This is a genomic window from Sphingomonas daechungensis (assembly GCF_039543105.1).
In the GTDB taxonomy this organism is placed as follows: domain Bacteria; phylum Pseudomonadota; class Alphaproteobacteria; order Sphingomonadales; family Sphingomonadaceae; genus Sphingomicrobium; species Sphingomicrobium daechungense.
The window spans coordinates 1,876,894-1,903,396 of sequence record NZ_BAABJC010000001.1 but is presented as its reverse complement, the minus strand read 5'-3'; the positions used below and the strand labels follow the sequence as shown (position 1 = coordinate 1,903,396).

Here is a 26,503-nt window from a genome sequence, read left to right as displayed (position 1 = left end):
AGAGTCCCTATTCCGCGGGCAGCAGCATCGGCTGCTGCTCGGACGGCCGGCCGCGACCGCGCGCCAATCGCTCACCGAGCGTGCGCGTCGCCACGTAGAAGACCGGCGTGAAGATGAGGCCGAACGCCGTGACTCCGATCATTCCGAAGAAGACCGCGGTGCCGAGCGCCTGGCGCAGCTCCCAGCCCGGACCGGTCGCCAGCACCAGCGGCAGCGTACCGAGGACGAAGGCAAAGCTGGTCATAAGGATCGGGCGCAAACGCGACCCGGCGGCTTCAACCGCTGCATCGATGGCCGAAAGGCCTCGCTCCTCCGCCTGCTTGGCGAACTCGACGATCAGGATCGCATTCTTCGCGGCGAGCGCGATGAGCACGATCAGGCCGATCTGCGTCAGGATGTTGTTGTCCAGACCGCGCAGGTTCACTCCCGTCATCGCGGCGAGCAATGTCATCGGCACGATCAGGATGATCGCCAGCGGAAGCAGCAGGCTTTCAAACTGAGCCGCGAGCACGAGGAAGACGAACACCACCGACAAGGCGAAGATGACCGCGGCGATGTTGCCGGCAAGCTTCTGTTGGAAGGCAATATCGGTCCACTCGGTCGCGAAGCCCTGCGGCAAGCTCGACGCGAGCCTTTCCATCGTTTTCAGCGATTGGCCGGTCGAATAACCGGGCGCGGTGTCGCCATCGACCTCGACCGCAGGGAAGAGATTGAAGCGCGTGACGCGATACGGGCCCGTCTTGTCCTGGAACGTCGCGACCGTTCCGATCGGCACCATGGCGCCGCTGTTTGAGCGGGTCTTGAGCTGGGCGATGTCGGCTGGATCGTCGCGATACTGAGCATCCGCCTGCGCCGTTACCCGGAAGGTCCGGCCGAGCAGGTTGAAGTCGTTGACGTAGGCGGAGCCGAGATAGACCTGAAGCGTCTCGTTCACACGCTCCGTCGGTACGCCGAGCATGTCCGCCTTGGCGCGGTCGACGTCGGCAAAGACGCGCGGGGTCGCGGTGTTGAACAAGGTGAAGACGTTGGCGAGACCTTTCTCTTGGTGGGCCTGGCCGATCAGCTGCTGGGCAGCCTGCTCGAGAGCCTGGTAACCGGCGCCGCTGCGATCCTGCACGATCATGCGATAGCCGCCGCCGTTGCCGACGCCTTGGATGACGGGCGGCGGGATGACGAACACGAACGCTTCGTCCATGTCGGCGAGCGCAGCGCGCATGTCGTTCTCGATATTAAGCTCGGTGCGGTCAGTACCCGCCCGCTCCTCGAACGGCTTGAAGGTGACGTAGGCTGCGCCGGCGTTGGAAGCCTGCGTCCCCGACGCTCCGTCGAAACCGGAGAACATCACCGCCTGGTCGACTCCGGGCACCTTCAGCAGCTTGGCCACAGCCTTCTTCAAGACTTCGTCGGTGCGCTCGATCGAGCTTCCCGGCGGAAGTTGGATCGCGGCAAGCGCGTAGCCCTGGTCCTGCGCGGGGATGAACCCGCCCGGCGTGTACCAGAACACTCCGACGGTCAGACCGACGAGCCCGGCATAGGTTGCCAGAGCCCGCTTCGGCGCCCGGAGGACCCGGCGCGTAAAGCTCCTGTACCAATTGCTGAGCTTGCCGAAGCCGGTGTTAAAGCGATCGCCCGCCCGATGGACGAAGCCCATGATACCCGACTCCGCGCGATGCTTGCTCTTCGGCTTCAGCAGCCGCGCCGCAAGTGCGGGAGACAATGTCAGCGAAAGCAGCAGCGAGATGACCGTCGACGCTGCAATCGTCACCGCGAACTGGCGATAGAATTCGCCCGTGATTCCGGTGAGGAACGTGACCGGGACGAACACCGCGCAAAGCACGAGGACGATGGCGACGAGCGCGGTCGAAACCTCGTCCATCGACTGATGCGCCGCTTCCTTTGGACTGAGGCCGTGTTCGAGGTTGCGTTCGACATTTTCGACGACGACGATGGCATCATCCACCACAATGCCGATCGCCAGCACCAGGCCGAACATCGACAATGTGTTGAGCGAGTAGCCGAGCGCGGCAAGCACTGCGAACGAGCCGATCAGCGACACCGGGATGGCGATGATCGGGATAACCGCGGCACGCCAGCTTTGCAGGAAGACGATGATCACAAGAACGACGAGGATAAGCGCTTCGAGGAGCGTTTCCTGCACCGCCGTCATCGACTTGCTGATGAACTCGGTCGGGTTCCAGATGATGCGATATTCGAGGCCCTTCGGGAAAGTCTTGGACGCCTCAGCGAGCTGGGCCTTGACGCCCTCCGCAGCGGCGAGCGCGTTGGTTCCCGGCCGTTGGGTGATGCCGAGGATCACCGAGTCCTTGCCCGAGAGGTAGGCGTTGACCCCGTAATCCTCGGCACCGAGCTCGACGCGTGCGACATCGCGAAGACGCGTGATTGCGCCAGATGCCGAATCGGTCCTGATGATGATGTTGGCGAACTCGTCGGCCGTCTTGAAGCGGCCCTGGGTCTCGACGTTAAGCTGTTGCGCAGCGCCCGTGTCGAAGGGCGGCTGGCCCACGGTGCCGGCCGCAACCTGGACGTTCTGGCTGCGCAGCGCACTCACGACCTCGCCGGCGGTCAGGCCAAGCGTCGAAGCCCGGCCCGGATCGATCCACACGCGCATCGCATAATCGCGGGCGCCAAAGATTGAGACGTCGCCAATACCGTCGACGCGCGACAGTCGGTCCTTGAGCTGCGTCAACGCGTAGTTCGACACGTAGCCGCGATCGAGCGAACCGTCGGGCGACAGAACGTTGACCGCCATCAGCCATGACGGCGAGGTCTTGCGAACGACGACACCCTGCCGGCGCACGTCCTCAGGCAAGCTCGGCGTGGCGAGGGCGACGCGGTTCTGAACGAGCACTTGCGCGGTATCGAGGTCGGTGCCGAGCTTGAACGTAACGGTGATCGTGACGCGCCCGTCACCGGTCGACTGCGACGACTGATAGAGCATGTTGTCGACGCCGTTGATCTGCTGTTCGATCGGCGCAGCGACGGTGTCCGCGACGGTTTCGGCGGACGCACCGGGATAGAAAGTGCTGACCGTGACCGTTGGCGGGACGACGTTCGGGAACTGCGACACGGGCAGCCCGAAGTAAGCGAACGCACCGACGATCGTGATGATGATCGCGATGACGCCGGCAAAGATCGGCCGTCGGATGAAGAAGTGACTGAACTGCATGTTAGAGAACTCTCTTATCGAGCCGCCAGCGTCGCCTGGGAGGCGGAGGGCGACTGCGACTGGGCCGGTGCCAACGGTGCGGCGGCCGGATGAACTTTCGTCACGCGCGCCTTTACCTTGGCACCGGGCATAGCGAACTGGACGCCCTGCACGACCACCCGGTCGGCAAGACTCAGGCCGCTGCGAATGACCCGGAGGTCACCAACCAGCGGTCCGGTTTCAACCGGCTTCGCGGCGACGGTATCGTCCCGCCCGACGACAAGCACGATCTTGCGCGCCTGATCGGTGCGGATCGCCGCGTCCGGGACGAGCAATGCCGGAGTCGTGCCGCCGTCCGCGAGCCGCATGTTTCCGAACATGCCCGGGGTCAGGAAGTAATCCGGGTTGGGAACGACGGCGCGAGCACGAATGGTGCCCGAGTTCTGGCTGATGCCATTGTCGGTGAAATCGAGACGGCCGGTGCGGCTGTACGTGGCCTCATCCTGAAGCCTGATCTGCGCGATGTCGCCTTGCTCACCCGCGGACCGCTGACGCGAATCCTTGAGATACAGGGACTCGGGCACGTCGAACGTGAAGTAGATCGGGTCCAGGGCGTTGATTGTGGTCAGCAAGGTTCCACCGTCCACGCCGGATGCGACGAGGTTGCCCGCGTCGATCTTGCGGTCCGAAATGCGTCCACTGATCGGCGCCCGAATCTGCGTGAACTCTACGTCGAGAGAGCGCTGCTGAACGCGAGCCTGAGCAGCCGCGAGCGCCGCACGGGCCGTCTGCACCTGCGCCGTCAATTGGTCGACATTGGCCTGCGACACCGCATTGGCTTCAAGCAAGCGACGGGCACGGCCGAGATTGGTCTCCGCCAGCGCCAGTTGGCTTCGCGCGGTTGCGACGCCGGCGCGGGCTTCGGCGAGCGCTGCCGTGAACGGACGCGGATCGACAGTGAAGAGAAGCTGGCCCTTCTGGACGATCTGGCCATCGCGGAAGTGGACGCCGACGATCTGCCCCGAAACGCGCGGGCGCACTTCGACCGAGCGGCTCGCCTCGAAGCGGCCGACATAGTCATCCCACAGATTCACCTCGCTCTGCAGGGGGGCCGCGACCGTCACCGTGGGGACCGGGGGAGCAGCGGCGGGGGAGGGATCGCTGCTCCAGAGGGTGACGGCCGCGGCTAGGGCGACCAGGGGCGTTCCGACAATCGCGGCACGTTGCCAGAGCGGCCTGCGCGCGAAGCTCAGGCGGACGCGTTGCGCTTCGCCATCGGACGTGACTTTCGAAATCATGTTCATGCTGCGGCCTTTCGCGGCGCGCTGATGGTGGCGTTGATGCAGCTCGCCATCAGCTCGTACTGATCCGGCGAGAAGCCGGCGGAGAGGAATTCGGCGATGTCACGACCGGGGACCGTGAAGCCGTAGTGCCAGGTCAGCACCGCCATCCGGCGGAGCGCTTCGAGGCGCGGGTTGGCGAGTTCGGGGTTACCCCGGCCAATCATCCAATTGTAGAACTTGCGCACGCGACCGGCTGCGCGGATCGTCCACAGCCGATCGATGCGGGCAAGGCGGATGATGGACCACTCGAGCTTGGAGAAGTCGGGCGTCGCCGAGGCCAGCGCCGGGAGCGCGATCGGCTGGGCGTCTTGCGCATCGATTCTTGCCAGATAGGCCATGTCATTCTCCCTCATTTTTCTGGGCAAGCCTCTCCGTCCGCCGGACCACCGTCTCGACGCGAGTGCTTTTCCCAGGCGCAGAAATCCGCTCACTGAAACGCGAGGTCTCAGCGTGGACTGCTAATGAATCTTCGAACCCTTTTTGCGGGGGTCAGGCCCCGCGGAAGACGGGAGGGCGTTCGCGACACCTTCCCGCTTTCTGTACTGCTCAGTACAAAGTCTGCTAACCGACGTCAAGAAAAATTCTGTACCGGCCGATAAAATAATTTGCGTTAGTTATAAATCAGGCGCTCGGCCAAAGGGCGAGGCCGCTTTCGACCAGCCGGTCGAGCTCATCGCGAGTCGCGCCCTGGCTTGCCTGGACGGAGATGCCCTGGAGCATGGCGATCAACACCCGCATGAGGCCTTCCGAATCAACGTGGGATGGGAGGTCGCCCTCCTGCTTGGCGCGATCGAACCTCTCCATCAACGCGCGCTTGGCGGCTTCGCCTCGCTTGACGACATCCTCGCGTACCGATTGCGAATCGGGCCCGCAGGCAACCGAAGTGATGACGCCCATGCACCCGTGCGGTTCGTCGTAGGCCATCACATTGTCGACGGAGCCGCGCAGCATCACCTCGGCGACGCCGCGTGCAGTCGGTTGCTCAAGCGCCTGTCGAATGTAGGCGAGCTTTTCGGTTTCGTAGAGGTCGAGCGCCTTGCGAAACAACGCGTCCTTGTTGCCAAACGCCGCGTAGAGACTCGGCCGGGTGATCCCCATCGCTTCCGTCAGATCGGTGAGCGACGTGCCATCGTAACCCTTCTCCCAGAAGACGCGCAGCGCCTGCGCAAGAGCACGATCGACGCAGAATTCGCGGGGGCGTCCTCGGCAGGGGCCGGTCCCCTCGGATATCACTTCAGGCTTATTCATATCGCGCGGTACATAATACGGTTTCGTGAAAAATCCAGTGCCATCCTCTACGGTTCCGTTCAGCTCACCTCGATATCCCTTGCGGCAAAGGCGAGGCGAAGTGCTTCGGACAAGCTGTGGACGGCGAGCTTGGCCATGAGATTCGCCCGATGGATTTCGACCGTGCGCGGACTGATGCCGAGATCATAGGCGATCGTCTTGTTGGGAAGGCCGTCTGCGAGCCCATCCAGGACTTCGCGCTCCCGTGGCGTCAAAGCTTTCAATCGAATCGCCGCATCACGGCCGCGATCCAACCGAGCGTCGGCGCGCTGGAGCACCGCTTCACCCGCGCCCAGTGCTGTAAGCAGGGTTGCCTTGTCGAACGGCTTTTCGATGAAATCCACCGCGCCGGCCTTCATGGCCCGGACAGATAAGGGGACGTCGCCGTGACCGGTCATGATGATCACCGGCAGCGCGTTGCCTCCTTCATTCAACGCTTCCTGAACCTGCAGGCCGTCCATCCCCGGCATGCGAATGTCGAGCAAGATGCAGCCCGGATCCAGCGATTTCAGCTCCTTCAGAAGGTCTGCGCCACTCGCGAAAGCATTTACTCGGAAACCCGAAGTCTTGAGCATGAATCCTACCGATCGCCTGACCGAATCGTCGTCGTCGACCAGGTGAACGACTTTCGGTGCCTCACTCATTCGCCGGCTCCCACAATTGGAAGGGTGAAATGAAATACGGTCCCGGCGCCCTCATTCGGCTCGAACCAGATCCGGCCGCCATGCGATTCGATGATGGTCCTGCTGATCGACAGGCCGACGCCCATTCCCGTCGTCTTCGAGGTGATGAAAGGCTGGAAGAGCTGGCCCGCTACAGATTCGGCAATGCCAGTTCCCGTGTCTTCGACCGTCACGGTCACCATCCGGTCCGGACCGGATTCCGTCCTGATCGTCAAGGACCTCTCCGGGCTATCGATCATTGCGTCGACGGCGTTGCGGATCAGGTTGGTCAGCACTTGCTGGATCTGGATGCGATCGACCGGGACGTCATCGAGATCCGGAGCCAATTGCAGCTGCACTTCAATGCCATGCTCCCGAGAGCCCACGAGAGCGAGTGCGCTCGCTTCGGTGACGAGGCGATTGACAGATTCCGGAGCGCGCAGTGACTCTCCATGGCTGACGAACTCGCGCAGCCTACGCACGATTTGCCCCGCTCGGACGGATTCCTTGGCGGCCTCAACAAGCGCTTCGCGCAGGAGCGCATCATTTTGGTGGGCGCCTTCGGGAATGAGGTCGCGTGCCGCTTCGCAATAGTTGGCGATGGCGGTCAACGGCTGGTTCAGTTCATGCGCCAACGAGGACGCGAACGAGGCCATTTCGCTCAACCGTCCGACATGAGCGAGCTCGGACTGGAGGTCGCGCAGGCGCAGCTCCGTCTGCCGCCGTTCGCTGATGTCATGGATGAAGCCTGTGAAGATCCGCTGGTCGCCCATCGCCGCTTCGCCCACGGCAAGCTCGATAGGAAATGTGTAGCCGTCGCGATGCCGGGCGGTCGTCACGCGCCCGATGCCGATGATCTTGCGCTCACCCGTTTCGCGATAATCCCGGATATACTTGTCGTGCCGCTCGCGATCCGGTGAGGGCATCAGCATGGAGACGTTCTCGCCGACAACGTCACCTTCGGAATAGCCGAACATCTTTTCCGCCGCTGCGCTGAATGACAGGATGCGGCCATGATCGTCGATGACAATCATGGCGTCAGGAACTGTCGCCAGGATCGATCGAAGGAGAGTCTCGCTCTCCCCGACCAGGGTCGGACGGCTCATGTCACGAATGATAGCATCAAGCTCCGGAATGGCTAAGGCCGCTCGAGGATCTGGCGGCCGGAATCATTGATGCTGGCGACACTGAACGCTTCGTTGCCGCCCGGGCCTTCGATCGAAACCCTTTCATTCAAGCGCAACGGAACGGCGGGGATCCGCGCTAGCTGCCCGGCCTTGTCCAGCCAGCGAAGCCGCCAATGACCGTTCTCGCGTTCGACCCGGCCATGCATATCCGGCTCGGACGCCCAGAATCTGGCGACGGTCGCCCTTGCCGGATTGGAAGCTATGGCTTCGGCATCGATCCTGCCGTCTGCGTCGAGTGGCACGCGCAAGAGATAAGCCTTGCTCGCCGAGGCCCGCGAAGAGCCGCGACACTGCGCGAGCTCAAGCCGGACGATCTTCCAATTCATCGGATCGGAATATGCCGGGCGCTCGCGGACGCGATATACGCAAAGCCCCGTACTGGTTTGCCACGCTCATTCCGAAGGCGTGTCGGGCGGCTCCAGCTCGAACGATACCCGGTGCCCGAAGGCGACGCGATAATCGAGCACAGAGAGGTATCTGCACCTGGCCCGCATGACAGCTGCATCGGCTGCGGTCGGAAGGTCGAGGCCGGATAGATTGGGGTGGCGTTCCGTGAGAAGTTTCCAGGCCTGGGCCTTCTCGGTCTGGTCGATCACTTCGGCAGCTTCCGCGCCGGCGTAAACGGCCTGCAATACATCGAGGCCGACCGGTTCATGGCCTACAGCGATCGCTACACGAGTGTCCGTACGGATGTTGGCGAGCTTCTGGCTGGACCGGAACACCACGAAGTAAATCGAAAAGCCGAGATTCGCGTATCCCACGATGGTGTTCTGCGGCCATCCGTCCGGGCGGTTGGTAGCGACTGCCATGATACGGTGCGAGTCCAGGATGCGGATAGCCTCGTCTTGGGCCGCGCGTTTGTCAGATGACATTAGATGTCGCCGACATGTTCGCGGTCGAGTCGTCACGCATTTCCGGCTTTGCCGTCAGCCAGTTCCAAATCAGAGCGAACACCGATCCGAACAGGAAACCGGCAGCGAAAGTGATTGCAACCAACGTTGCCGCAGTCTCGAAAGCGAATGGCGCCAGGTCATAGTCGAGCTGGATGAAATGCAGTCGCAGGACGAAGTTCATGAACGCCTTGGCCCAGCCAGCAGCGACCATCGCGACCCACATCGAATGCCAAAGTGCGAGAACCGCGCCGACGGACAGGCCCGCCTTCGTTGGGTTGATGTGACGCATGGAAGAGTCTCCTCGCAGATCAGTGCATCGTCACGATTGAAACCGGGCATTCGCGAAGCAGGTCGCGGGTGACACCGCCGAACAGGAACTCGCCCGCGCGACTGTGACTGTACCCACCCATCACCAGATAAGCGCAGCCCTTGCTCCTGGCGTAGGCCACGATGTCAGCCGCTGGTGAATAGGTGATCTGCCGTTCATCGAAGTCGGCATGGATCCCGTGCCGCGAAAGATATTCGAGTAGCTGCGTGTTCGGGAATTGCGCCGGCTTCGATTCAACGAACCGGACGACCTTTACTTTCGGTGCTAGCTTGAGAAGTCCGATGGCCCCCCGGACCGCGTTCGCCGCCTCGACGCTTCCGTTCCAAGCGATGACGGCGGGCCAATCAAACTCGGCAATTGGCACTTGGTCGCCCGGGATGAGGATAGGCGTGCGCGATTCAGCGATCAAACGGTTGATGAGATACGAACCGCCAAGGCCGAAATCCGGAGCGCTATGCTCCCGACCGACGATCACGAGGTCAGCCAGGGAGGCATGTCCGATGACGGCAGCCGCAAGGGGGGAAGTTACAGACTGGTAGTCCCAGCTGACATCTTCATTCCGCAGACGTTCTTGCACGCTCGCCTGGACCGCTCGTGCCTGATCCTCGAGCGCCTCGACGAGCTGGGCACTCAGGTTCATCCCGCCGTAGGCGTCCACGAACGTGTAGGCCTCGATCGGAACGACGTGGAGAAGCTGGAGATGGGCCGTGCAGGCTCTTGCGATCGAAAGCGCGGCTTGCAGCCGATGCTCGAGATGGCTGTCGTCATGGACATGGAGCAAGATGGATTTGATACCACCCTGCGCGCGGACACATCCCGTCTCACTCTTCAGTGCCGGCGCCGCTTCTGTGACGAGCATGTTCATCTCCTTGGCAATCGGAAAATGCGGTAGGATTCTCTGCCTACCGTCACGCTGGTGCCATCAGGAATTTCACGTAAGCCCCTCTTCTGGGCGAGGGTTCCGTAGCTTTACGTATTCGTCGCTCGGCAACCGGGGGCGTATACCCAATTTGCCTCCCGGAGGATCCCAGACTCCCCCTTCCCCACTCCGGGAGGTTTGCTCCCAGGGACGCTGCTTCTCAGGGAATCTCCCGATTCCGCTCCGCGCCGCCGGAGCCATAGCGTCTCCGCCAACACGCGCCGGATTCGGTGTGAGGCAGGAGCAGATCCGTTGGCAAATGAAGTCGCTGGGGCACAGGAAAAACCCTATAACATCTTGTTCATCCTGACTGACCAGGAACGCCACTTCCGGCCCGGCGAGCTGCCTATCGGTTTCGAGCTCCCGGCCCATGAACGCCTGCGTAAAACCGGCACCTATTTCACCAACCACCGCATCGCATCGTGCGTCTGCACGTCTTCCCGGTCGGTCATCTACACCGGCCAGCATATCCAGAAGACGAAGATGTTCGACAACACGAACTTCCCGTGGATCCAAAGCCTCGATTCTGACAAAGCGACCATCGGCGACATGCTGCGCGAGGCCGGATACTACACCGCCTACAAGGGCAAGTGGCACATGACCAAGGAGTTCGAGGAGGTTAACGAACTCGGCTCCCCGACCAAGATCTTCACCGCCGAAATGGAGGCCTACGGTTTCTCCGATTACTTCGGCATCGGCGACATCATCGCGCACGAGCAGGGCGGATACCTGCACGACGGCATTACCGCAGCGATGGCCGGCAGCTGGATGCGCGGAAAGGGCCGCGAACTCGCGAGCAAGAGCAAGCCGTGGTTCCTTGCGGTGAATTTCGTCAATCCGCACGACGTCATGTTCTTCGACACGACCGATCCAAGCACGCCTCCCGGTCCGCAACCGGGCATCGCCCCCATCCGCCGCAATCCGGACGATCCGCTCTACGCGAAGGAATGGGAGTTCGACCTTCCAGCCACACACTATCAGCCGCTTGACGAAGCCGGCCGCCCGCCCTGCCATAGTGATTACATCCAGTCGCACGACGTGCTGGTCGCGCAGGTCGCCCCAGGCGACGACGGAGCCTGGCGCAGACGTCACAACAATTACCTCAATTGCCTGCGCGATGCGGATCGCAATATCGCTGCAGTGCTCGCGGAGCTGGACGCGTCGGGCCTGGCCGACCGCACGATCATCGTGCTGACCGCCGATCACGGCGACATCGACGGCGCCCACTTCCTGCATGCCAAGGGAGGCACTGCATATCGCGAACAGAACAATGTGCCGCTGATCATCGTCCACCCGGACATCCAGGGCGGCAAGGAATGCCGCGCGCTGACCTCCCACCTCGACATTGCGCCGACGTTGATTTCCATGACTGGCGCCGCGGCCGAGAAGAAGGACGCGATCAAGAAGACCCTCCCGGGCAAGGACATCAGCCCGGCACTGGCGAAGGGCGATGCGGCCGGCATCAACGATGTTCGGGACGGCGCGCTCTATAATTTCAACATGCTCGCCTACGTCGACGGAAACTTCGCCCACCGCGCGCTGGAATTCCTTCACAAGGGTGGCAATCCGAAGACGCTCAAGGAGAACGGGATCGTTCCCGACTTGCGCAAGCGCGGCGCGATCCGTGCGGTCTTCGACGGGCAATACATGTTCGCCCGCTACTTCTCGCCGATGCAGCACAACCGTCCGGGCACACTCGAGCAAATCCACGCTTTCAACGACATCGAACTTTACGATCTCGAAGCTGACCCGCTCGAAGCGCGCAATCTCGCCGCAGGTGACAAGCCTGCGAACGACCTGATCCTCGCAATGAACGACAAGATGACGAAGCTCATCGACGACGAGGTCGGCGAAGATCCGGGCGGAATGATCCCCCCGGGCGTCGAAGGCGGCTGGGAAGTGTCCGCCGAGACCATGAAGGGCTTCTAGATAATGCGGTCCCTGAGAGAGGCGCTCGCCGCGCCTTCCGGCATGCTGGGTCAGCTCATGACGGCCGCATTTTGGAATCTGCTTGCCCTGGTCCTGCTGCTAGCGATCAATTTCCTGTTCCTCTCCCCGGCCGGCTTGCAGCCATCGGGAGCCAAGGCAATCAAGCTGTCGGGATCGCTGCTGACACGCTGAAAATGCTCATTTTGGTCAATCGGCGGACGTATGTTCGCCGTGCCACGCGAACTCAGGGAATCCCCCGATTCCGCAAGCATAGTGACTGTCGCAATTCGATGCGGTGCTGATCCGATCAGCGTGATTTCAGGAGCAGAACCGTGGCAACGAGAGCCTCAATCCGACTGGGAGAAACCCCCAGCAATACCGATAGCGCTCTGCGGCGCTTGATCGTCGCCGGCACGATGGGGGCCTGCGCAATCCTCGCCACCCCAGCGCTCGCGCAGGATGCCGCACCGGCCGCGGCCCCTGCACCGGCCGCCGCACCCGCGGCAGCGCCGGACCGTGATCCGGAAGCGATGGCCGCGCTGGAGAAGATGGGCGCGGCGCTCCGGAAGCTGGAAGTCGCTGAAGTCCACTCCGACGTCACTTCGGAAGAAGTTTTGAGCTCCGGACAGAAGCTGCAATTTGGCGGTACGACGACGCTCATTGTCCAGCGTCCCGACAAGCTGCGAGCGACAATTCATTCAGCGCGGCGCGATCGGGAGATCTTCTATAACGGAAAGACGCTGACGATCTTCGCGCCGAACCTCGGCTTCTTCGCCAGCTTCCCCGCCCCGGGAACGATCCGGGAGATCATCGATCTCGCCGACAGCAAGTATGACATTGCCATCCCGCTGTTCGAGCTGGCCGACTGGGGCACCGATCCGAAAGTCGTCGAGCGTGTGCAGACGGCCTTCCGCGTGGGCGCCGACAGCGTGAACGGCAAGATCTGTACGCATTACGCCGTTCGACAGCCGGCGATCGACTGGCAGGTCTGGCTGGACGAAGGCGGGAGCGGCCTTCCGTGCAAGCTGGTGGTAACCAATCGCGAGGATCCCGCAATGCCGCAGTACACGGCGGTCTATACCTGGGTCCCCGCCAAAGCGGCCAAGGCAGCAAGTTTCACCTTCAGCCCGCCCAAGGGAACCCACGAGATCGCGATCGCGACCATGCCTGACGACGCTGCAGCCGCAGCGAAGGGAGACAAGTGATGAAGATGACCGCACTCAAGACTTTGGCCATTGGCGGCTCCTTTCTCGCCCTTGCGACCCTCTCAGCCTGGGAAGCGGACGCACGGGGCCGGGTCAGCGGCTCCGTCGGAATGTCTGCCGGAGGCCGCCGCGGCGGCGTGAGCGCCTCCGTCCATGGCTCGCCGTCACGCGACATGTCCGTGCGCAGTTCGTCGCGCAGCAACATCAACTCGAGCGGCCGTTACAACGGAAACTACAACGGCAATCACAACACTAACATCAATCGCAACGTGAACGTCGATCGCGACGTCAACATCGATGTCGACCATCACTACGATTACGATTGGGGCGATCACTATCACCCGGTTGCGCGTGCCGCGGTCGCGACCACGGCAGCCGTTGCGACGGCGGCCGTCATCGGCAGCTACTATCGCACGCTGCCCGCTAATTGCGTGACCGTCTACCGCGGCTCGGTGATCTACTATCAGTGCGGCAGCGTCTGGTACCAGCCCAGCTATTACGGCAGCAGCGTCCAATACGTTGTGGTGACCGCGCCCTAGTTGGGTGCGGCGCCAGCGAGTTCGAACTTTAGTAGGAATGAGCGCCTAGTCGCTATTCGGCGACAGGCGCTCATCCCGCTTTTTTCTGCACGCAATCCGCGTCCGCGTCAGGAGTCGGCGCGTGCCTTGAGGACGTGGCGGTGAAGATATCCGCCCACAAGCCCGCCGAGGATCGGCGCTAGCCAGAATAGCCAGAGCTGCTGAATCGCTTCCCCTCCCTCAATCAGTGCCGGCCCGGTGCTGCGCGCGGGGTTCACCGACGTGTTGGTGATCGGGATGCTGATGAGGTGGATGAGCGTCAGGCAGAGCCCGATGCTGATCGGCGCAAAGCTGGCTGTTGCCGCGTCTTCCGTCGAGCCGGTGATGACAATCAGAAAGAAGCAGGTCAGCAGCACCTCAGCCGCGAAGCATGAAGCCAACGAAAAGCCCCCTGGCGATCGATCCCCGAAGCCATTGGTCGCGAGGCCTGTGACCTCGCCAGCCCCCGACGCAATATAATAGAGAGCGGCGGCAGCCAGAGTCGCGCCCACGACCTGCGCAATTACATAAAGCGGAATGTCCTTGCCGGGGAATCGTCCGGCCGCCCACAACCCCGCGGTCACCGCTGGATTGAGGTGGCAACCCGAAATCCGCCCGATCGTAAACGCCATCGTCAGGACAGTGAGCCCGAACGCAAGCGCCACCCCGGCAAACCCGATACCAAGATCCGGAAAGCCCGCGGCATAAATTGCCGCTCCGCAGCCACCGAACACCAGCCAGAATGTTCCGATCAGTTCCGCAAGTCCCTTTTGCATGTTCATTTTTCCCGCTCTCCTTTCGCCGAACAACTTAAAGCCATTCATTGGCCGGTATATCAGGGCAGACCCTCTGAATTGAGCGATTTTGGACAATCGGGTTCGACGCATCTCCGGCCCATCAGCTCGATCTGAGACCTGATTCGATAGCTGCTTTTTGCGGACTCGCGAGAAGGAGCCCGCTGGCACTTTTCGGGCCATGAAGCGATACGTGTCCGATGTTGGATGTGCCGCCGCCACCCCCAGAAATCATCGTCGTCACGGGTAGGGCATTGTCCGACCCGATTTCCAGCCGCGCCTTCCAGACCCACGTCATTGATAGTGGAGAGCTGCGCGATGCGCCGTCGCAACAGTTGGACGAAATCCTGAAGCGGGTCGCGGGGCTGCAACTGTTCCGCCGTTCTGATTCGACCAGCGGCCATCCAACGAGCCAGGGTGTGACTCTGCGTGCGCTAGGCGGAAATGCATCGAGCCGGGCGCTGCTGATCCTGGACGGAGTGCCGCAGGCGGATCCGTTCGGCGGTTGGGTAAACTGGGCGGCCTATGATCCCGCTGGACTGGAATCCGTCAGCGTCACCCGCGGCGGTGGAAGCGTGCCTTACGGCTCCGGTGCACTCGCGGGGGTCATCGAAATGCGCAGCCTGACAGCGGAAGGCGTTGCAGCGTCGCTCGAAGGGGGATCCCGCCAGTCCGTGCGCGGACATGTCTATGCAGGCGCTTCGTTCGGACAATCGCAATTCACGCTGGATACCCAGGCGTCGCGCAGCGACGGCTTCGTTCCGATCACTTCCTCGACACGCGGCACCGTGGATCGGCAGGCCCCCTACCAAGAAGGCAGCATCCGCTCGCGATGGATTACGCCTCTGTCGGGGACGATCGAAGCGCAGGTGGGAGGGCTCGCTTTCGTCGACCGGCGCGATCGGGGAACGGATTTCAGCGGCAACCGAACACGAGGTCTCGATACGTCCCTGCGTTTGGTCGGGCGCGGCGTCTGGCAGTGGAGCGCACTGGCCTACGCGCAGTGGCGAAACTTCCGCAGCAGCTTCGCGAGCGTGACTCAAAACCGCACGACCGTGTCGCGAGCCTCGCTGCAGGACTCGGTGCCTTCGTCTGGATTCGGATTCAGCGCAGAAATTCGGCCGCCGCGATCCGGCGGCGTGGACTTTCGCACCGGTTCAGATGGCAGGATCACCACCGGCGAATCGCGGGAGCTCTACGCGTACGTCGCTGGGCAGCCGACGCGCCGACGAATTGCGGGAGGGAGGACCGAGACGATCGGCCTGTTCGGCGAGGCGAGCTACGAACGCGGACGCCTGCTGTTGACTGCCGGCGGCAGGATCGATCGCTGGACTGTCGAGAACGGCAGCCTGCTCGAGCGACCGCTCGCCGCAGGACCGCCAACGCGGGACGATCACTTCCCCCGGCGAAGCGGCACCTTGCCGACGGCCCGCGCTGGCATCCAATATAAGCTCTCGGGAAACGTGGCTCTCAGGGCCGCCGCATATCGAGGTTGGCGGATGCCGACGCTCAATGAGCTGTTCCGGCCGTTCCGCGCGGGTACGGATGCCACCGCTGCAAATCCCCGCCTGAAGCCGGAAAAAGTTGCGGGCGCCGAGGTGGGCGTTGACGTTTCGGAAGGTCCGCTCACCTTTGCGATGACGGCCTTCGCCAACCGTCTCGACGACGCTATCGCCAACGTAACCTTGGGGCGTGGTCCAGGAACCTTTCCAGGCGTCGGATTTGTCGCGGGCGACTATCGGCCGCGCCAGAATGTCAGGGCGATCCAGGTGACCGGCGTGGAAGCGAGCGGACAGGCAAGGCTTGGCCCCTGGACCCTTCACGCCGATGCCAGCCTGACCGACGCCGAGGTCGATGCGACGGCAGCTGCGTCATTCCTCGACGGACTGCGGCCCGCGCAAACTCCGAAGTTTGTCCTCTCCGCGGGGGCTGAATGGTCGAAGAATGGGCGGACCGTGTCGCTGCAGGTGCGGCATGTCGGGGCGCAGTTCGAGGACGATCAGAACCAGCGCAAGCTCCGCTCAGCAACCACATTCGACGCGTTCGGCAGCCTTCCACTCTCGTCAACTGTCGAGGTTTTCGCCCGCGGCCAAAACCTTCTCGACAAGACCGTGAAAGCCGGGATCGGCGGCGACGGATCAATCGAACGCGCAACACCGCGGACGGTCTGGATCGGGATCAGGTACCGGGATCGCTGAACGGGCTTGGTCTGGCGGAGACGGAGTCAGTCACTCATCCCCACTGCCGGGTTCGGCCTGCTTTCTATGAATTTCGGCCGTCGTCGCGTCCGTCATCACGCCCGCGGCCGCCACCTGCATCTTGTTCTTCATCCCGTAGATGACAGCGTGATCGCCGCTCTTCATCGCGTCCCAGCCCGCCTTCGCGACGTCCGCGGGATCGTCCTTTTTCGCCTGCCCCACCTTGGTGTCGTCGAGCCCTGCGCGGTGGAAGAACTCCGTTTCGGTCGCGCCGGGCTTGAGGCAGGTGATCGTGAGGTTTGTGTCCTTGAGCTCATTGCCGATCGCTGCAGCAAAGCTGTCCACGAACGCCTTGGACCCATTGTAGACTGCCTGGAATGAACCAGCCATGTGGCCTGCGATCGATCCGGTAATCAGCACACGGCCTTCCCCGCGCTGAACCATGGTCTTCAGAACCGGCTGAATAAGCAACAAGGTGCCGGTGATGTTGGTGTCGATAACATGGCGCCACTCGTCCACCGATTGGTCGAGCCAAGCGTGACCGAGGCCGTGACCGGCATTGGCCACCAGCACGTCGATCGGACGATTGCCTGCCGCATCGAGCAGTTGGCGAACGCCCTGCTCCGTCGACAGGTCGCACTCGATCGACTGGACCTCCACGCCCATGTCCTCAAGCGCTGGACCCGCGTCCACGAAAGGCGTGTCGGCCGCCACCAGCAGGTCGTACCCGTCCTCCGCCGCGAGCTTGGCAAGCTCAAGGCCGATCCCGCTCGAAGCTCCGGTGACGATGGCGAATTTACGCTGGCTCATGAGCGAACTCCCTGAGGGTTTCGACCTCGCCCTTTTCCAGGCCAGGCTTAAGGACGATCTTCGTGTATTCGTTCTGGTCGTCGTGCCAGTGCCGGTACATGTCGGGCGCATCTTCCAGACCAGCATGATGGGACACGAGGAATGTCGTGTTGATTTTCCCCTCCAGAATCATGTCGAGCAGTTGCTTCGAATATTTCTGGACGTGGGTCTGACCGCTTTTCACCGTCAGTCCCTTTTCCATCATCTGGCCAAGCGGGAACTTGTCGGCGAACCCGCCATAGACGCCGGGGATCGAGACGCGCCCGCCCTTGCGGCAGGCGAGAATGGCCTGGCGAAGCGCATGGGGACGCTCGGTCCCCAGGAAGGTGTGGGCCTTCACGGTGTCGAGCACATTGTCGATCGCCATGCCGTGGCTTTCCATGCCGACACAGTCGATCACCGCATCTGGACCGATGCCGCCGGTCATCTCATTAAGAGCCGCGCGAACGTCGACTTCGTTATAGTCGAGGATGTCGGCGCCGAGCTGCTTCGCGAGCTCGAGCCGCGTCGGATAATGATCGATGGCGATCACCCGGTGCGCGCCCATGATGAAGGCCGACTGGATCGCGAAAAGGCCAACGGGGCCGCAGCCCCAGACGGCCACCGTATCGCCCGGCTCGATCATCGCATTTTCGGCCGCCATCCAACCGGTCGGGAGAATGTCGGAAAGGAAGAGGACCTGATCGTCTTCGATGCCGTCGGGAATGACGATCGGCCCGACATCCGAATACGGGACGCGGAGGTATTCCGCCTGCCCGCCGGCATAGCCGCCAGTCAGATGCGCGTAACCGAACGCCGCGCCCATTGCGTGACCCATCAGCACTTCGGACGCGTCGGAGGTTTCCGAGGGATTGCTGTTGTCGCAGGCGCTGAACTGCTGTTTCTGACAAAAAAAGCACTCGCCGCAGCTGATCGTGAACGGGATCACGACCTTCTGGCCCTTCTTCAGCGTACTTTTGGGCCCAACCTCCACGACTTCACCCATATTCTCATGGCCGAGGATGTCGCCGGCGCGCATTCCGGGAATGTAGCCGTCGTAAAGGTGAAGGTCGGACCCGCAGATGGCCGTCGATGTAATGCGGATGATCGCGTCGCGGGGATTGACGATCTCTGGGTCGGGAACGGTGTCGACGCGAACGTCGTGACGGCCGTGCCAGGTTACTGCGCGCATGAAATACTCCTCAGATCCGGGCTTCGGTCGGGGTTTCGGACTTTCGGGCCGATGGCGACGCGTTGACGCTCACCTCGCCCGTCTCGAGCAATTGCTTGAACCGGCGTAGATCGCGGCGCGCCTGCACCGTCGGTTCTCTCTGCAGCAGTTTAGCAATGCCGCGCCCGATGGCTCCGCCGGGCGGGTCGTAGCTCATCAGGAAGCGGACATAGGTCCCGCGCCCGGGTGGGGCGTCTTCGAACTCGATGACACCGGCGGTGTCGATGTCCGACCCCTCTTCGCTTTCCCAGGCCAGCCGCGATCCGGGCACGTCCTCGACGAGACGGCTGACGATCTTCACGTCGCTCCCGGCCGGCCCCTTGATCAGCCATTCGGAGCGGCTTTCATCGATGGGCTCCACCTGCCGCACGTTCTCCATGAAAGAAGGGAAGCGGGTGAAATCCTTCCAGATGTCGTAGATTTCCTGCCGGGGCTTTCCGATCGTGACCGTCTTTCCGACGAAAGTTTGGTCGCCCTGCGCTTCCTTTGCAGCATTGCCGCGCAGAACATGGGGCGGAGCATCGCTGCTTGCTTCTTCGCTATTTTCCGATTGCATTTTGCGTCCCCAGACAAAGGCCGCGCCAAGGGTTGCGGCCGCCAGTCCGGCGCCAATCCAGGCACGCGAATTGCTTCCCTGATCCTGCCGGTTTTCGGACATCGACAACCTCCGTCGCATTCCGGCTGTCAACCGAACTGGTCACCGCGAAGTTCCTACGGCTGTTGGGGAATTCCGACGCAGCTAACCTAGGTGAACAGCCGTAGGAACCGTTTCGGCAATCGCAATTTTTAGGGGCTTCTGTGCTGCGCCTTCGCGCAGGTGTCATGCGTACCTGGAGTCCGGATGCGGCGTTCAACCATCGCGATTTGCGCAGCGCTTGCGATGCTCATCGTCATCGCATTGGTGGGCTCCACTCTTATCCGAAAACACCAGCCGGATCTCGGCACTTCGCAGTACGGCACAGGCGCCGCCGAAAAGGCTATCCCTGCACCATCGGCGTCCCCGCCGGACGACGGCAATTGGACCATGCCGGGCAAGGATTACGCATCCACACGCTTCAGCGGCTTAAGTCAGGTCACCCCTCAGAACGTAAGCAAGCTGCAGGTCGCTTTCACCTTCTCGACTGGCACGACCGAGGGATTCGAGGCGCCGCCGCTCGTCGTCAACAACACGATGTACGTAATTGCGCCATGGCCGAACAATGTCTTCGCACTGGACCTGACTAGGCCGGGCGCGCCGGCGAAGTGGACCTATGAGCCAAGGCCGGCCGCGGCGGCGAAAGGCGTTGCCTGCTGCGGTCCAGTAAACCGCGGCGCGTTCTACCTGGACGGCAGGCTGTACATGAACCTGCTGGACGGAAGCACGGTCGCGATCGACGCGGACAGCGGCAAGGAAATCTGGCGGACGAAGCTCGGTGACATTCAGAAGGGCGAGACGATCACGATGGCTCCGCTCGTCGCCGAGGGCAAGGTACTCGTCGGCAATTCGGGCGGCGAAATGGGCGTGCGCGGCTGGCTTGCGGCACTCGATGCCGGAAGCGACAAGCTAGCATGGAAAGCCTACAGCACGGGCCCCGACAAAGACGCGCTGATCGGTCCCGAATACCGCCCCCCCTATCCGCAGGATCAGGGCACCGATCTCGGCGTCAAGAGCTGGGGTCCCGAACAGTGGAAGATCGGTGGTGGCACCGTCTGGGGCTGGCTCAGCTACGATCCGGTGCTCAAGCTCGTCTATTACGGTACGTCCAATCCTGGTCCGTGGAACGCGGAGCAGCGACCGGGCGACAACAAATGGACCGCGGGCGTATTCGCCCGCGACGTTTCAACGGGCCAAGCGCGCTGGTATTATCACAGCACTCCGCACGACCTTTTCGACCACGACGACATTAACGAGACGATACTCGTCGACTGGCCCGGCCCGAATGGACAGCGGATCCCGGCGATGCTTCGGCCCAGTCGCAACGGCTATTTCTACGTCCAGGATCGCCGCAATGGGCGCATCCTGTCGGCCGACGCCTACAGCTTCATCAATGCCTACAAAGGTGTCGATCTAAAGACCGGCCGGCTCATTCCGGCTCCAGAAAAGGAGCCGAAGGAAGGCCGCGTGGTCCGGAACATCTGTCCGGGGCCGCCGGGTGCGAAGGACTGGAACCCGTCGGCGTTCAGCCCGGTCACCGGTCTCATCTACATCCCGCACCTGAACATCTGCATGGATATGGGCGCGAAGAACGCGAACTATATTCCGGGCACGCCTTTCGTCGGCGCCGATGTGAAGATGTATGCCGGCCCCGGAGGCAATCGCGGTGTCTTCACGGCCTGGGATCCGGTGGCGCGCCGCAAGGTATTCGAGATCAAGGAAGATCTGCCGCTGTGGAGCCCCGCGCTCGCGACCGCCGGCGGCCTGGTCTTCTACGGAACGATGGATGGCTGGTTCAAAGCCATCGACGCGCGATCCGGCAAGCTTCTGTGGCAGTTCAAGACGGGAAGCGGGATCATCGGCCAGCCGATCAGCTATCGGGGCCCCGACGGGCGACAGTACATCGCCGTGCCGTCGGGCATCGGCGGCTGGGCCGGAGCGATCGTCTCGGCCGATCTCGACGAACGCGATCCGACCGCCGCGCTCGGCTTCGTCAACGCAGTAAAGGACCTCAAGAAACGCACCACGAGGGGTGGGACGGTTTATGTCTTTGCGCTTCCGCAATAGCACTGCGCTCCTGGCGCTGGCGGCAGCGCTTTGGGGCTGCAATCGCGAGGAGCGGCAGACAAGAGGCAAGCCGTTGGGCGAAACGGCTACCGCCGCAATGCCCGATACAGTCTACCCGGGCACCGGAAACGCACCTGCGCCCGATCCGAGAGCCGCCCAGTACGAAGGGAATGCATCGGCCATCGCCCAGGGGCAGATGCTCTACAATCAGATGAATTGCGTAGGCTGCCACTTTCACGGCGGCGGCGGAATGGGCGTCGCACTTATGGACGGCAAGTGGCGCTACGGCGGTCGCATAGACCAAATCGTCGCCTCAATCGATCAGGGTCGACCGAACGGAATGCCGGCGTGGCGCCATCGGCTAACCGAACAGCAGATGTGGCAACTTGCTGCCTACGTTCGAACGCTGTCCGGCCAGGAGCGCAAAGACGCCGTAAGCGCGCGGGCGGACGAAGTCAGCAACACGCCGCCTCAGACCCAGACGAAGCGGGAACCGCTGATGCCCGCGGACTCGGACGAGCAGTGATGCGGCGGGAAGGATTGTTGGCGCTGCTCTGCCTCAGCGGTTGCTCAGGCGCGCAGACCGCGTTCGGTGGGCAAGGCGCGGAGGATGCCAACTTCATCCAACTGTTCACCGTGTTCATGATCGTCTGCACCGTCATGTATTTGCTTGTCAGTGCTGCGCTGATCGTTGCCGTTTGGCGGCGGCGAAGGACGGCGATGGTGGTTGAGGACTGTAATCATCAGGCGACGTCCGGTGTCGTGCGTCCAGCGTTGATCGGCTGGACTGCCCTGATCGCGATCGGCCTCACCGCCCTGACCCTTGTGGGCTTCTTCACCGACCGTTCCAACGCCCGCAACGGCTCCCATCCGCAGCTCAAGCTGACCGTGACTGCCAACCAATGGTGGTGGGACGTCGAGTATGATTGGGCGGATGTTTCGAAGAGCGTCCGGACCGCGAATGAGATCCACCTCCCGGTCGGCATTCCGGTGGAAGTCACGCTCAAATCGAATGACGTGATTCACAGCTTCTGGATCCCGAACCTCGCGGGCAAGCAGGACCTTATTCCCGGCCGCCGGACAGACGCGCAGCTGCTCCCGCGCAAGACGGGCCTCTACCGCGGCCAGTGCGCCGAATTCTGCGGCACCCAGCACGCGCAAATGGCGCTCGACGTCACGGTCGAAAGCAAGGCCGATTTCGAGAAATGGTATGGCGCTCAGCTGCAAACTGCGCCGGTGCCGAAGACCCCGCTTCAGCTTGCCGGATATCGCTACATCACCACGCGCGAGTGCGCGTCTTGCCACAACATTTCCGGCACATCGGCGGGCGGTCAGGTCGCGCCGGACCTGACCCATTTCGCAAGCCGTCGAAGTATCGCCGCGGGAACGCTTCCGATGAACACCGGTAATATCTACGGCTGGGTCGCCGACCCTCAGTCGCAAAAGCCGGGTAACCACATGCCGACAATCGGCCTCAAGGCCGACGATCTCCACGGCATCGTCGCCTATCTCGAGACCTTGAAATGAAGTCGGCGGCGGAACGCGCGAAACTGCCTCCAGCGGACGTCCCGCGCGACGGGCCAAACCTGACCGGCGAGGAGCTGGAAACGAAGCTTTCCACGACGTGGAGCAATCCTCCCGGCTTCGTCGGCTGGCTTTCCTCCGTCGACCACAAGGACATCGGTCGTCGCTACGTGATCACCGCGTTGGTCTTCCTGGCATTAGCGGGGGTGCTTGCGATCGCGATGCGACTGCAGCTCGCAAGGCCCGACAACGATCTCATCGGCGCCGCGCGCTACAATGAGATCTTCACCATGCACGGCACGACGATGATGTTCCTGTTCGCCGTGCCCGTGATGCAGGGCATGCAGATCTACCTGACGCCCCTGATGATCGGAACGCGATCGAACGCCTTCCCGCGGCTCAATGCATTTTCCTACTGGATGTACCTCGCCGGCGGACTGTTGCTGTGGATCGCGTTTGTGCTGAATGTCGGGCCCGACGTCGGCTGGTTCGCCTACCCGCCCCTTTCCGGTCCCCAGTTCGGCGTCGGCAAGCGCGTCGACATTTGGGCTCAGATGATCACCTTCACGGAAGTCGCAGCGCTGGCGGCGGCGGTCAGCCTGACCGCCACCATACTCAAGCAGAAGGCGCCGGGAATGAGCCTGGCTCGAATGCCGATCTTCGTCTGGGCGACATTAGTAACTTCGCTGATGGTGATCTTCTCGATGCCGTCGGTCGCACTCGCCTCGGGCATGCTTCTGTCGGATCGCCTGGTCGGAACCCATTTCTACAATCCTGCCGAGCGCGGGGACGCCCTGTTGTGGCAACACCTGTTCTGGTTCTTCGGGCACCCCGAAGTTTATATCATCTTCCTGCCCGCGACCGGGTTCGTCAGTGAGATCGTCGCGACCTTCTCTCGCCGTTCCATCGTCATGTACCCGATCGTCGTGATGTCGCTGGTCGCCACCGGCATCCTCGCCTTCGGCCTGTGGGTCCACCACATGTTTGCGACCGGCCTGCCCCGTATCGGCTACAGCTTCTACACTGCGGCAAGCATGTCTGTGTCGATCCCGACCGGGCTGCAAATCTTCTGCTGGATCGCGACGTTGTGGGAAGGGCGGCCGCAATTGAAGGTGCCGCTTCTCTACGTGATCGGCTTCATCTTCACGTTTGTGATCGGCGGCCTGACCGGAGTGATGATCGCTGCCGTGCCGCTCGATCTGCAGTTGCACGACACGTACTTCATTGTCGCGCACTTCCATTACGTGCTGATCGGCGGGGCGGTCTTTCCGCTGCTTGGCGCAATCACATACTGGTTTCCCAAGGCGACCGGTCGACTGATGTCGGAAACGCTGGGCAAGATCGCCTTCTGGATGATCTTCCTCGGCTTTCAGCTGGCCTTCTTTCCGATGCACATCGCCGGCATCTACGGCATGCCGAGGCGGGTCTATACCTACCCCGCTGGCATGGGCCTCGAGCTTCCGAACATGCTGTCGACCCTAGGCTCGTTAGTCGTATCGACTGCGGTTCTGCTGTTTGTAGTCAACTTGGTCATTTCCGCGCGAAGCGGGCGCAGGGCCGCGCCCAATCCATGGGGCGCGCCGTCGCTGGAATGGGCGACGTCCTGCCCGCCTCCGCCATACAATTTCCCGCACATTCCTCTCGTCTCCAGCCGGACCCCATTGTGGGATGCGGGCGAGAAATTGCCGGTCGTCCACGGTCTTCGCGTTGAAGATCGCGAACTCGTGCTGACGACCGTCATGTCCGCCGAGCCCGATGTGCGCGAACCGAGTCCGGAGCCGAGCCCCTGGCCTCTGATCGGGACAGTTGCGACGACCGCGATGTTCGTCTGCTCGATCTTCAGCCCGTGGGCCGTCCTCGTCGGCGTCGTTCCGGTCGCATTGGCGCTCACCGCCTGGTTCTGGCCGAAGAGCCCCGCGCCTGAGCGGGAGCCTGTGATTTCATGAGACATGAGCCCGAATTCGCCGACGACCTCTCAGCCTTGCGGACTCATGCGTTCAGCTATCGGAGCCTGACCTGGTGGGGGATCATCGCCTTCATGGTCATCGAAGGCGCCTTCTTTGCACTCGCAATGGCTGCGTATTTCTTCCTGATGGCGCAGGAGCAGGAGTGGGCTCCGCGTCCCTGGTCGCCGCCGGACCTGCTCGCCGGGACCCTATTCACGGCGGTCATGCTCCTCAGCGAAGTGCCGAACACGATGATCAAGAGGGCGGCTAACGCTTACGATGTGGCTGCGGTCCGGAAGCTGCTGCCGGTGATGTCAGCGATAGGACTTCTACTGGTCATCATCCGCGGCTTCGAATTCAACTCGCTCAACGTTTTCTGGTACGACAATGCGTACGGCTCAATCATCTGGGCCCTGCTGTTCCTGCACACGACGCACATTGTCACCGATTGGGGCGATACGCTCGTCCTCTGGCAATTGATGAAAACGCCTCATGGCGAAGACCCGCGCCGTCTGGTCGATACTGACGAGAATGCGCTTTACTGGCGGTTCGTCTGGCTAACCTGGCTGCCGATCTACGTCCTGATCTACTGGGTGCCGAGGCTGTTCCGATGAGGCAGAGCGGCTCTCTCCGCGAAGTTTTCATGCCTTGGGCCGGACTGGTTGTGGGCATCATTGCCGTAGCTGCTGTCCACCAGTTCGGATCGGACGGCACGTTCGACAAATGCGCAACAATTGCGCCCGGCCCGCTGCTGATCGCTGGCGCCCTAGGGCTGGTCGCCTGCAGCATCTCCGGGCTGGCATCGTGGCGAAGCTTGCGTTTGTCGAAAGATCACCCGCGCCAGGTGGTCGCGACAATCTCCGTCGGTTGTGCCGCCTTATTCGCGCTCGCGATCCTCTACCCGATGATCGCCTCGCTAATCCTTCCCCCATGCTTCGGATAAGGCGCCTTGCCCCAGCAATTGCCGTGCTGGCGGCCGGCAGTCCAACGCTCGCGCATGGCGACACACACGACACCGACCTTAGCTGGACTTTCGATCCATGGGTTATTGATGGAACATGCGCCTCCGTCTTCGGTGGTTGCGACAACCAAGAGGACTTTGCATTTGGCAATTCGCAAGAAGCGAGTTCTGCCGCTCAAGCGCTGCTAGATCAGGTTTTCGTGGGTTTGTTCGACAACGATCCGGCACTAACTTCTGGTTGCAGCGATGTGCTTCGTTGCACGGCATGGTTGAGTTCACGCTCAACCCCGCCCTTGATGTGTATGAGGGCACCATCTTCGTGAATTTGCTCCGACCACAGGGTGCCAATGAAACACGGCCGGCTCCCGTGCTTCGTACTCAGAACCTTTATGCAGTGTGCCAAGATCGAGACACGATACTGTTCATGTTGCGCGAGTCACAAATTCCCCGCGACGATTCAGCGGTCTCGACAGGCGATCCGGCCACGCCAAATCGCGTCAAGTCTTACGCGCTCGTCCAAGGAATTATGCACCGAGTGCAGTAGCGGTAGGTTTTGGAACCCGCCCTGGGTTTGATATTCCCCCGATCCCGCCGTCGAATAAGCAAAGTTCGTTAATGGCAGGTTTCTACCCATTGCGGACATCAGTCCACGGTGTAGGGTCATCGTGCTAGTAGCGTTCAGGGGGGGTATGTTACGTATTAAATGGTTGGGTGTCGCCGCGGGTCTGCTTACCTGGAGTGGATCGACACAAGCTGCTGGCTTGGTCGGGTATTGTCACGCGGCCGTCGGGTCAGCGTATTACTTTACTGAAGTCATAGAACTGCCGGAAACTGGCGAATACGG

The 26,503-nt window shown here is 62.1% G+C and carries 25 protein-coding genes; 11 read left to right on the top strand and 14 right to left on the bottom strand.

All coding sequences use genetic code 11. The features are described from left to right. Positions 1–7: 7 nt before the first annotated feature. From ABD928_RS09990 to ABD928_RS09945, 10 genes are all read right to left on the bottom strand, one after another. Positions 8–3,187: an efflux RND transporter permease subunit gene (locus tag ABD928_RS09990; RefSeq protein ID WP_187715314.1), complete on the bottom strand. Its 3,180-nt coding sequence runs from the start codon at positions 3,185–3,187 to the stop codon at positions 8–10. A 14-nt stretch (positions 3,188–3,201) separates the two neighbouring features. Next, positions 3,202–4,470, bottom strand: coding sequence for an efflux RND transporter periplasmic adaptor subunit (locus ABD928_RS09985; protein WP_345168434.1), 1,269 nt, complete (start codon positions 4,468–4,470; stop codon positions 3,202–3,204). Next, the gene (locus ABD928_RS09980) at positions 4,467–4,847 is read right to left on the bottom strand and encodes a hypothetical protein (protein WP_345168431.1); all 381 of its coding nucleotides are present in this window, start codon (positions 4,845–4,847) and stop codon (positions 4,467–4,469) included. Before ABD928_RS09980 ends, ABD928_RS09985 begins: the two co-directional genes overlap by 4 nt. Before the next feature lie 283 nt (positions 4,848–5,130). Then, on the bottom strand, positions 5,131–5,757 hold the full coding sequence (locus ABD928_RS09975; protein ID WP_187715317.1) for a TetR/AcrR family transcriptional regulator: 627 nt from the start codon (positions 5,755–5,757) through the stop codon (positions 5,131–5,133). A gap of 59 nt (positions 5,758–5,816) precedes the next feature. Continuing rightward, entirely contained in the window at positions 5,817–6,440 is a 624-nt protein-coding gene (locus ABD928_RS09970; RefSeq protein ID WP_345168428.1) for a response regulator transcription factor, read from the bottom strand. Further along, positions 6,437–7,564 (bottom strand): sensor histidine kinase, encoded by a 1,128-nt coding sequence (locus ABD928_RS09965; RefSeq protein WP_187715318.1) that lies wholly within the window; start codon positions 7,562–7,564, stop codon positions 6,437–6,439. Before ABD928_RS09965 ends, ABD928_RS09970 begins: the two co-directional genes overlap by 4 nt. A gap of 32 nt (positions 7,565–7,596) precedes the next feature. Beyond that, entirely contained in the window at positions 7,597–7,971 is a 375-nt protein-coding gene (locus ABD928_RS09960; RefSeq protein WP_187715319.1) for a hypothetical protein, read from the bottom strand. A gap of 66 nt (positions 7,972–8,037) precedes the next feature. After that, the gene (locus ABD928_RS09955) at positions 8,038–8,517 is read right to left on the bottom strand and encodes a pyridoxamine 5'-phosphate oxidase family protein (RefSeq protein WP_223276504.1); all 480 of its coding nucleotides are present in this window, start codon (positions 8,515–8,517) and stop codon (positions 8,038–8,040) included. After that, positions 8,507–8,827, bottom strand: coding sequence for a hypothetical protein (locus ABD928_RS09950; protein WP_187715321.1), 321 nt, complete (start codon positions 8,825–8,827; stop codon positions 8,507–8,509). Before ABD928_RS09950 ends, ABD928_RS09955 begins: the two co-directional genes overlap by 11 nt. A gap of 19 nt (positions 8,828–8,846) precedes the next feature. Next, positions 8,847–9,725: a universal stress protein gene (locus ABD928_RS09945; protein ID WP_345168422.1), complete on the bottom strand. Its 879-nt coding sequence runs from the start codon at positions 9,723–9,725 to the stop codon at positions 8,847–8,849. 312 nt (positions 9,726–10,037) lie between these two features. On the opposite strand from ABD928_RS09945, the gene ABD928_RS09940 reads away from it, so the two are divergent. From ABD928_RS09940 to ABD928_RS09925, 4 genes are all read left to right on the top strand, one after another. Further along, a complete protein-coding gene (locus ABD928_RS09940; protein WP_345168419.1) occupies positions 10,038–11,714 on the top strand; it encodes a sulfatase family protein in 1,677 nt (558 codons plus the stop codon). Positions 11,715–11,717: 3 nt separating this feature from the next. After that, on the top strand, positions 11,718–11,906 hold the full coding sequence (locus tag ABD928_RS09935) for a hypothetical protein (protein WP_187715324.1): 189 nt from the start codon (positions 11,718–11,720) through the stop codon (positions 11,904–11,906). Positions 11,907–12,046: 140 nt separating this feature from the next. Then, entirely contained in the window at positions 12,047–12,919 is an 873-nt protein-coding gene (locus ABD928_RS09930; RefSeq protein WP_345168416.1) for a DUF2092 domain-containing protein, read from the top strand. Then, positions 12,919–13,458 carry a hypothetical protein gene (locus tag ABD928_RS09925; RefSeq protein WP_187715326.1) on the top strand — a complete coding sequence of 180 codons (540 nt, stop codon included), beginning with the start codon at positions 12,919–12,921 and terminating at the stop codon, positions 13,456–13,458. The genes ABD928_RS09930 and ABD928_RS09925 overlap by 1 nt, the downstream gene beginning before the upstream one ends. A 107-nt stretch (positions 13,459–13,565) precedes the next feature. Here the strand turns inward: ABD928_RS09925 and aqpZ are convergent, their stop codons facing one another. Further along, positions 13,566–14,252: an aquaporin Z gene (gene aqpZ, locus ABD928_RS09920; protein ID WP_345170187.1), complete on the bottom strand. Its 687-nt coding sequence runs from the start codon at positions 14,250–14,252 to the stop codon at positions 13,566–13,568. Positions 14,253–14,470: 218 nt separating this feature from the next. On the opposite strand from aqpZ, the gene ABD928_RS09915 reads away from it, so the two are divergent. After that, positions 14,471–16,468, top strand: coding sequence for a TonB-dependent receptor (locus tag ABD928_RS09915; RefSeq protein ID WP_345168413.1), 1,998 nt, complete (start codon positions 14,471–14,473; stop codon positions 16,466–16,468). 30 nt (positions 16,469–16,498) lie between these two features. On the opposite strand, the gene ABD928_RS09910 is transcribed toward ABD928_RS09915, so the two are convergent. Genes ABD928_RS09910 through ABD928_RS09900 form a run of 3 tightly spaced genes read right to left on the bottom strand, consistent with a single transcriptional unit; the run spans position 16,499 to position 19,185 of the window. Then, complete coding sequence (locus ABD928_RS09910) at positions 16,499–17,278, bottom strand: SDR family NAD(P)-dependent oxidoreductase (protein ID WP_187715329.1); 780 nt, start codon at positions 17,276–17,278, stop codon at positions 16,499–16,501. Further along, positions 17,265–18,488: a zinc-dependent alcohol dehydrogenase gene (locus ABD928_RS09905; protein WP_187715330.1), complete on the bottom strand. Its 1,224-nt coding sequence runs from the start codon at positions 18,486–18,488 to the stop codon at positions 17,265–17,267. The genes ABD928_RS09910 and ABD928_RS09905 overlap by 14 nt, the downstream gene beginning before the upstream one ends. Before the next feature lie 10 nt (positions 18,489–18,498). Then, positions 18,499–19,185, bottom strand: a complete 687-nt coding sequence (locus ABD928_RS09900) for an SRPBCC family protein (RefSeq protein WP_345168409.1) — start codon at positions 19,183–19,185, stop codon at positions 18,499–18,501. A 183-nt stretch (positions 19,186–19,368) separates the two neighbouring features. Between ABD928_RS09900 and ABD928_RS09895 the strand changes: the two genes are divergently transcribed. The 6 genes from ABD928_RS09895 to ABD928_RS09870 are packed head-to-tail and all read left to right on the top strand — an operon-like array spanning position 19,369 to position 25,641. Then, positions 19,369–21,228: a PQQ-dependent dehydrogenase, methanol/ethanol family gene (locus tag ABD928_RS09895; protein WP_345168406.1), complete on the top strand. Its 1,860-nt coding sequence runs from the start codon at positions 19,369–19,371 to the stop codon at positions 21,226–21,228. After that, on the top strand, positions 21,206–21,754 hold the full coding sequence (locus ABD928_RS09890; RefSeq protein ID WP_187715331.1) for a c-type cytochrome: 549 nt from the start codon (positions 21,206–21,208) through the stop codon (positions 21,752–21,754). Before ABD928_RS09895 ends, ABD928_RS09890 begins: the two co-directional genes overlap by 23 nt. A gap of 17 nt (positions 21,755–21,771) precedes the next feature. Next, a complete protein-coding gene (coxB, locus tag ABD928_RS09885; protein ID WP_187715332.1) occupies positions 21,772–22,755 on the top strand; it encodes a cytochrome c oxidase subunit II in 984 nt (327 codons plus the stop codon). Then, on the top strand, positions 22,752–24,698 hold the full coding sequence (ctaD, locus tag ABD928_RS09880; protein ID WP_345168402.1) for a cytochrome c oxidase subunit I: 1,947 nt from the start codon (positions 22,752–22,754) through the stop codon (positions 24,696–24,698). Before coxB ends, ctaD begins: the two co-directional genes overlap by 4 nt. Beyond that, positions 24,695–25,312, top strand: coding sequence for a cytochrome c oxidase subunit 3 (locus ABD928_RS09875; RefSeq protein ID WP_187715334.1), 618 nt, complete (start codon positions 24,695–24,697; stop codon positions 25,310–25,312). Before ctaD ends, ABD928_RS09875 begins: the two co-directional genes overlap by 4 nt. Further along, positions 25,309–25,641 (top strand): hypothetical protein, encoded by a 333-nt coding sequence (locus ABD928_RS09870; RefSeq protein ID WP_187715335.1) that lies wholly within the window; start codon positions 25,309–25,311, stop codon positions 25,639–25,641. Before ABD928_RS09875 ends, ABD928_RS09870 begins: the two co-directional genes overlap by 4 nt. The last annotated feature ends 862 nt before the right edge of the window (positions 25,642–26,503 follow it).

Excerpts from the sequence above, each read along its gene's own strand:
- ABD928_RS09990 (WP_187715314.1), bottom strand. The coding sequence starts at position 3,187 with ATGCAGTTCAGTCACTTCTTCATCCGACGGCCGATCTTTGCCGGCGTC.
- ctaD (WP_345168402.1), top strand. The coding sequence starts at position 22,752 with ATGAAGTCGGCGGCGGAACGCGCGAAACTGCCTCCAGCGGACGTCCCG.
- aqpZ (WP_345170187.1), bottom strand. The coding sequence starts at position 14,252 with ATGCAAAAGGGACTTGCGGAACTGATCGGAACATTCTGGCTGGTGTTC.
- ABD928_RS09900 (WP_345168409.1), bottom strand. The coding sequence starts at position 19,185 with ATGTCCGAAAACCGGCAGGATCAGGGAAGCAATTCGCGTGCCTGGATT.
- ABD928_RS09960 (WP_187715319.1), bottom strand. The coding sequence starts at position 7,971 with ATGAATTGGAAGATCGTCCGGCTTGAGCTCGCGCAGTGTCGCGGCTCT.
- ABD928_RS09910 (WP_187715329.1), bottom strand. The coding sequence starts at position 17,278 with ATGAGCCAGCGTAAATTCGCCATCGTCACCGGAGCTTCGAGCGGGATC.
- ABD928_RS09980 (WP_345168431.1), bottom strand. The coding sequence starts at position 4,847 with ATGGCCTATCTGGCAAGAATCGATGCGCAAGACGCCCAGCCGATCGCG.
- ABD928_RS09905 (WP_187715330.1), bottom strand. The coding sequence starts at position 18,488 with ATGCGCGCAGTAACCTGGCACGGCCGTCACGACGTTCGCGTCGACACC.
- ABD928_RS09925 (WP_187715326.1), top strand. The coding sequence starts at position 12,919 with ATGAAGATGACCGCACTCAAGACTTTGGCCATTGGCGGCTCCTTTCTC.
- ABD928_RS09945 (WP_345168422.1), bottom strand. The coding sequence starts at position 9,725 with ATGCTCGTCACAGAAGCGGCGCCGGCACTGAAGAGTGAGACGGGATGT.
- ABD928_RS09950 (WP_187715321.1), bottom strand. The coding sequence starts at position 8,827 with ATGCGTCACATCAACCCAACGAAGGCGGGCCTGTCCGTCGGCGCGGTT.
- ABD928_RS09935 (WP_187715324.1), top strand. The coding sequence starts at position 11,718 with ATGCGGTCCCTGAGAGAGGCGCTCGCCGCGCCTTCCGGCATGCTGGGT.
- ABD928_RS09965 (WP_187715318.1), bottom strand. The coding sequence starts at position 7,564 with ATGAGCCGTCCGACCCTGGTCGGGGAGAGCGAGACTCTCCTTCGATCG.
- ABD928_RS09985 (WP_345168434.1), bottom strand. The coding sequence starts at position 4,470 with ATGAACATGATTTCGAAAGTCACGTCCGATGGCGAAGCGCAACGCGTC.
- ABD928_RS09870 (WP_187715335.1), top strand. The coding sequence starts at position 25,309 with ATGAGGCAGAGCGGCTCTCTCCGCGAAGTTTTCATGCCTTGGGCCGGA.
- ABD928_RS09890 (WP_187715331.1), top strand. The coding sequence starts at position 21,206 with ATGTCTTTGCGCTTCCGCAATAGCACTGCGCTCCTGGCGCTGGCGGCA.
- ABD928_RS09875 (WP_187715334.1), top strand. The coding sequence starts at position 24,695 with ATGAGACATGAGCCCGAATTCGCCGACGACCTCTCAGCCTTGCGGACT.
- ABD928_RS09970 (WP_345168428.1), bottom strand. The coding sequence starts at position 6,440 with ATGAGTGAGGCACCGAAAGTCGTTCACCTGGTCGACGACGACGATTCG.
- ABD928_RS09975 (WP_187715317.1), bottom strand. The coding sequence starts at position 5,757 with ATGAATAAGCCTGAAGTGATATCCGAGGGGACCGGCCCCTGCCGAGGA.
- ABD928_RS09895 (WP_345168406.1), top strand. The coding sequence starts at position 19,369 with ATGCGGCGTTCAACCATCGCGATTTGCGCAGCGCTTGCGATGCTCATC.
- ABD928_RS09915 (WP_345168413.1), top strand. The coding sequence starts at position 14,471 with ATGTTGGATGTGCCGCCGCCACCCCCAGAAATCATCGTCGTCACGGGT.
- ABD928_RS09955 (WP_223276504.1), bottom strand. The coding sequence starts at position 8,517 with ATGTCATCTGACAAACGCGCGGCCCAAGACGAGGCTATCCGCATCCTG.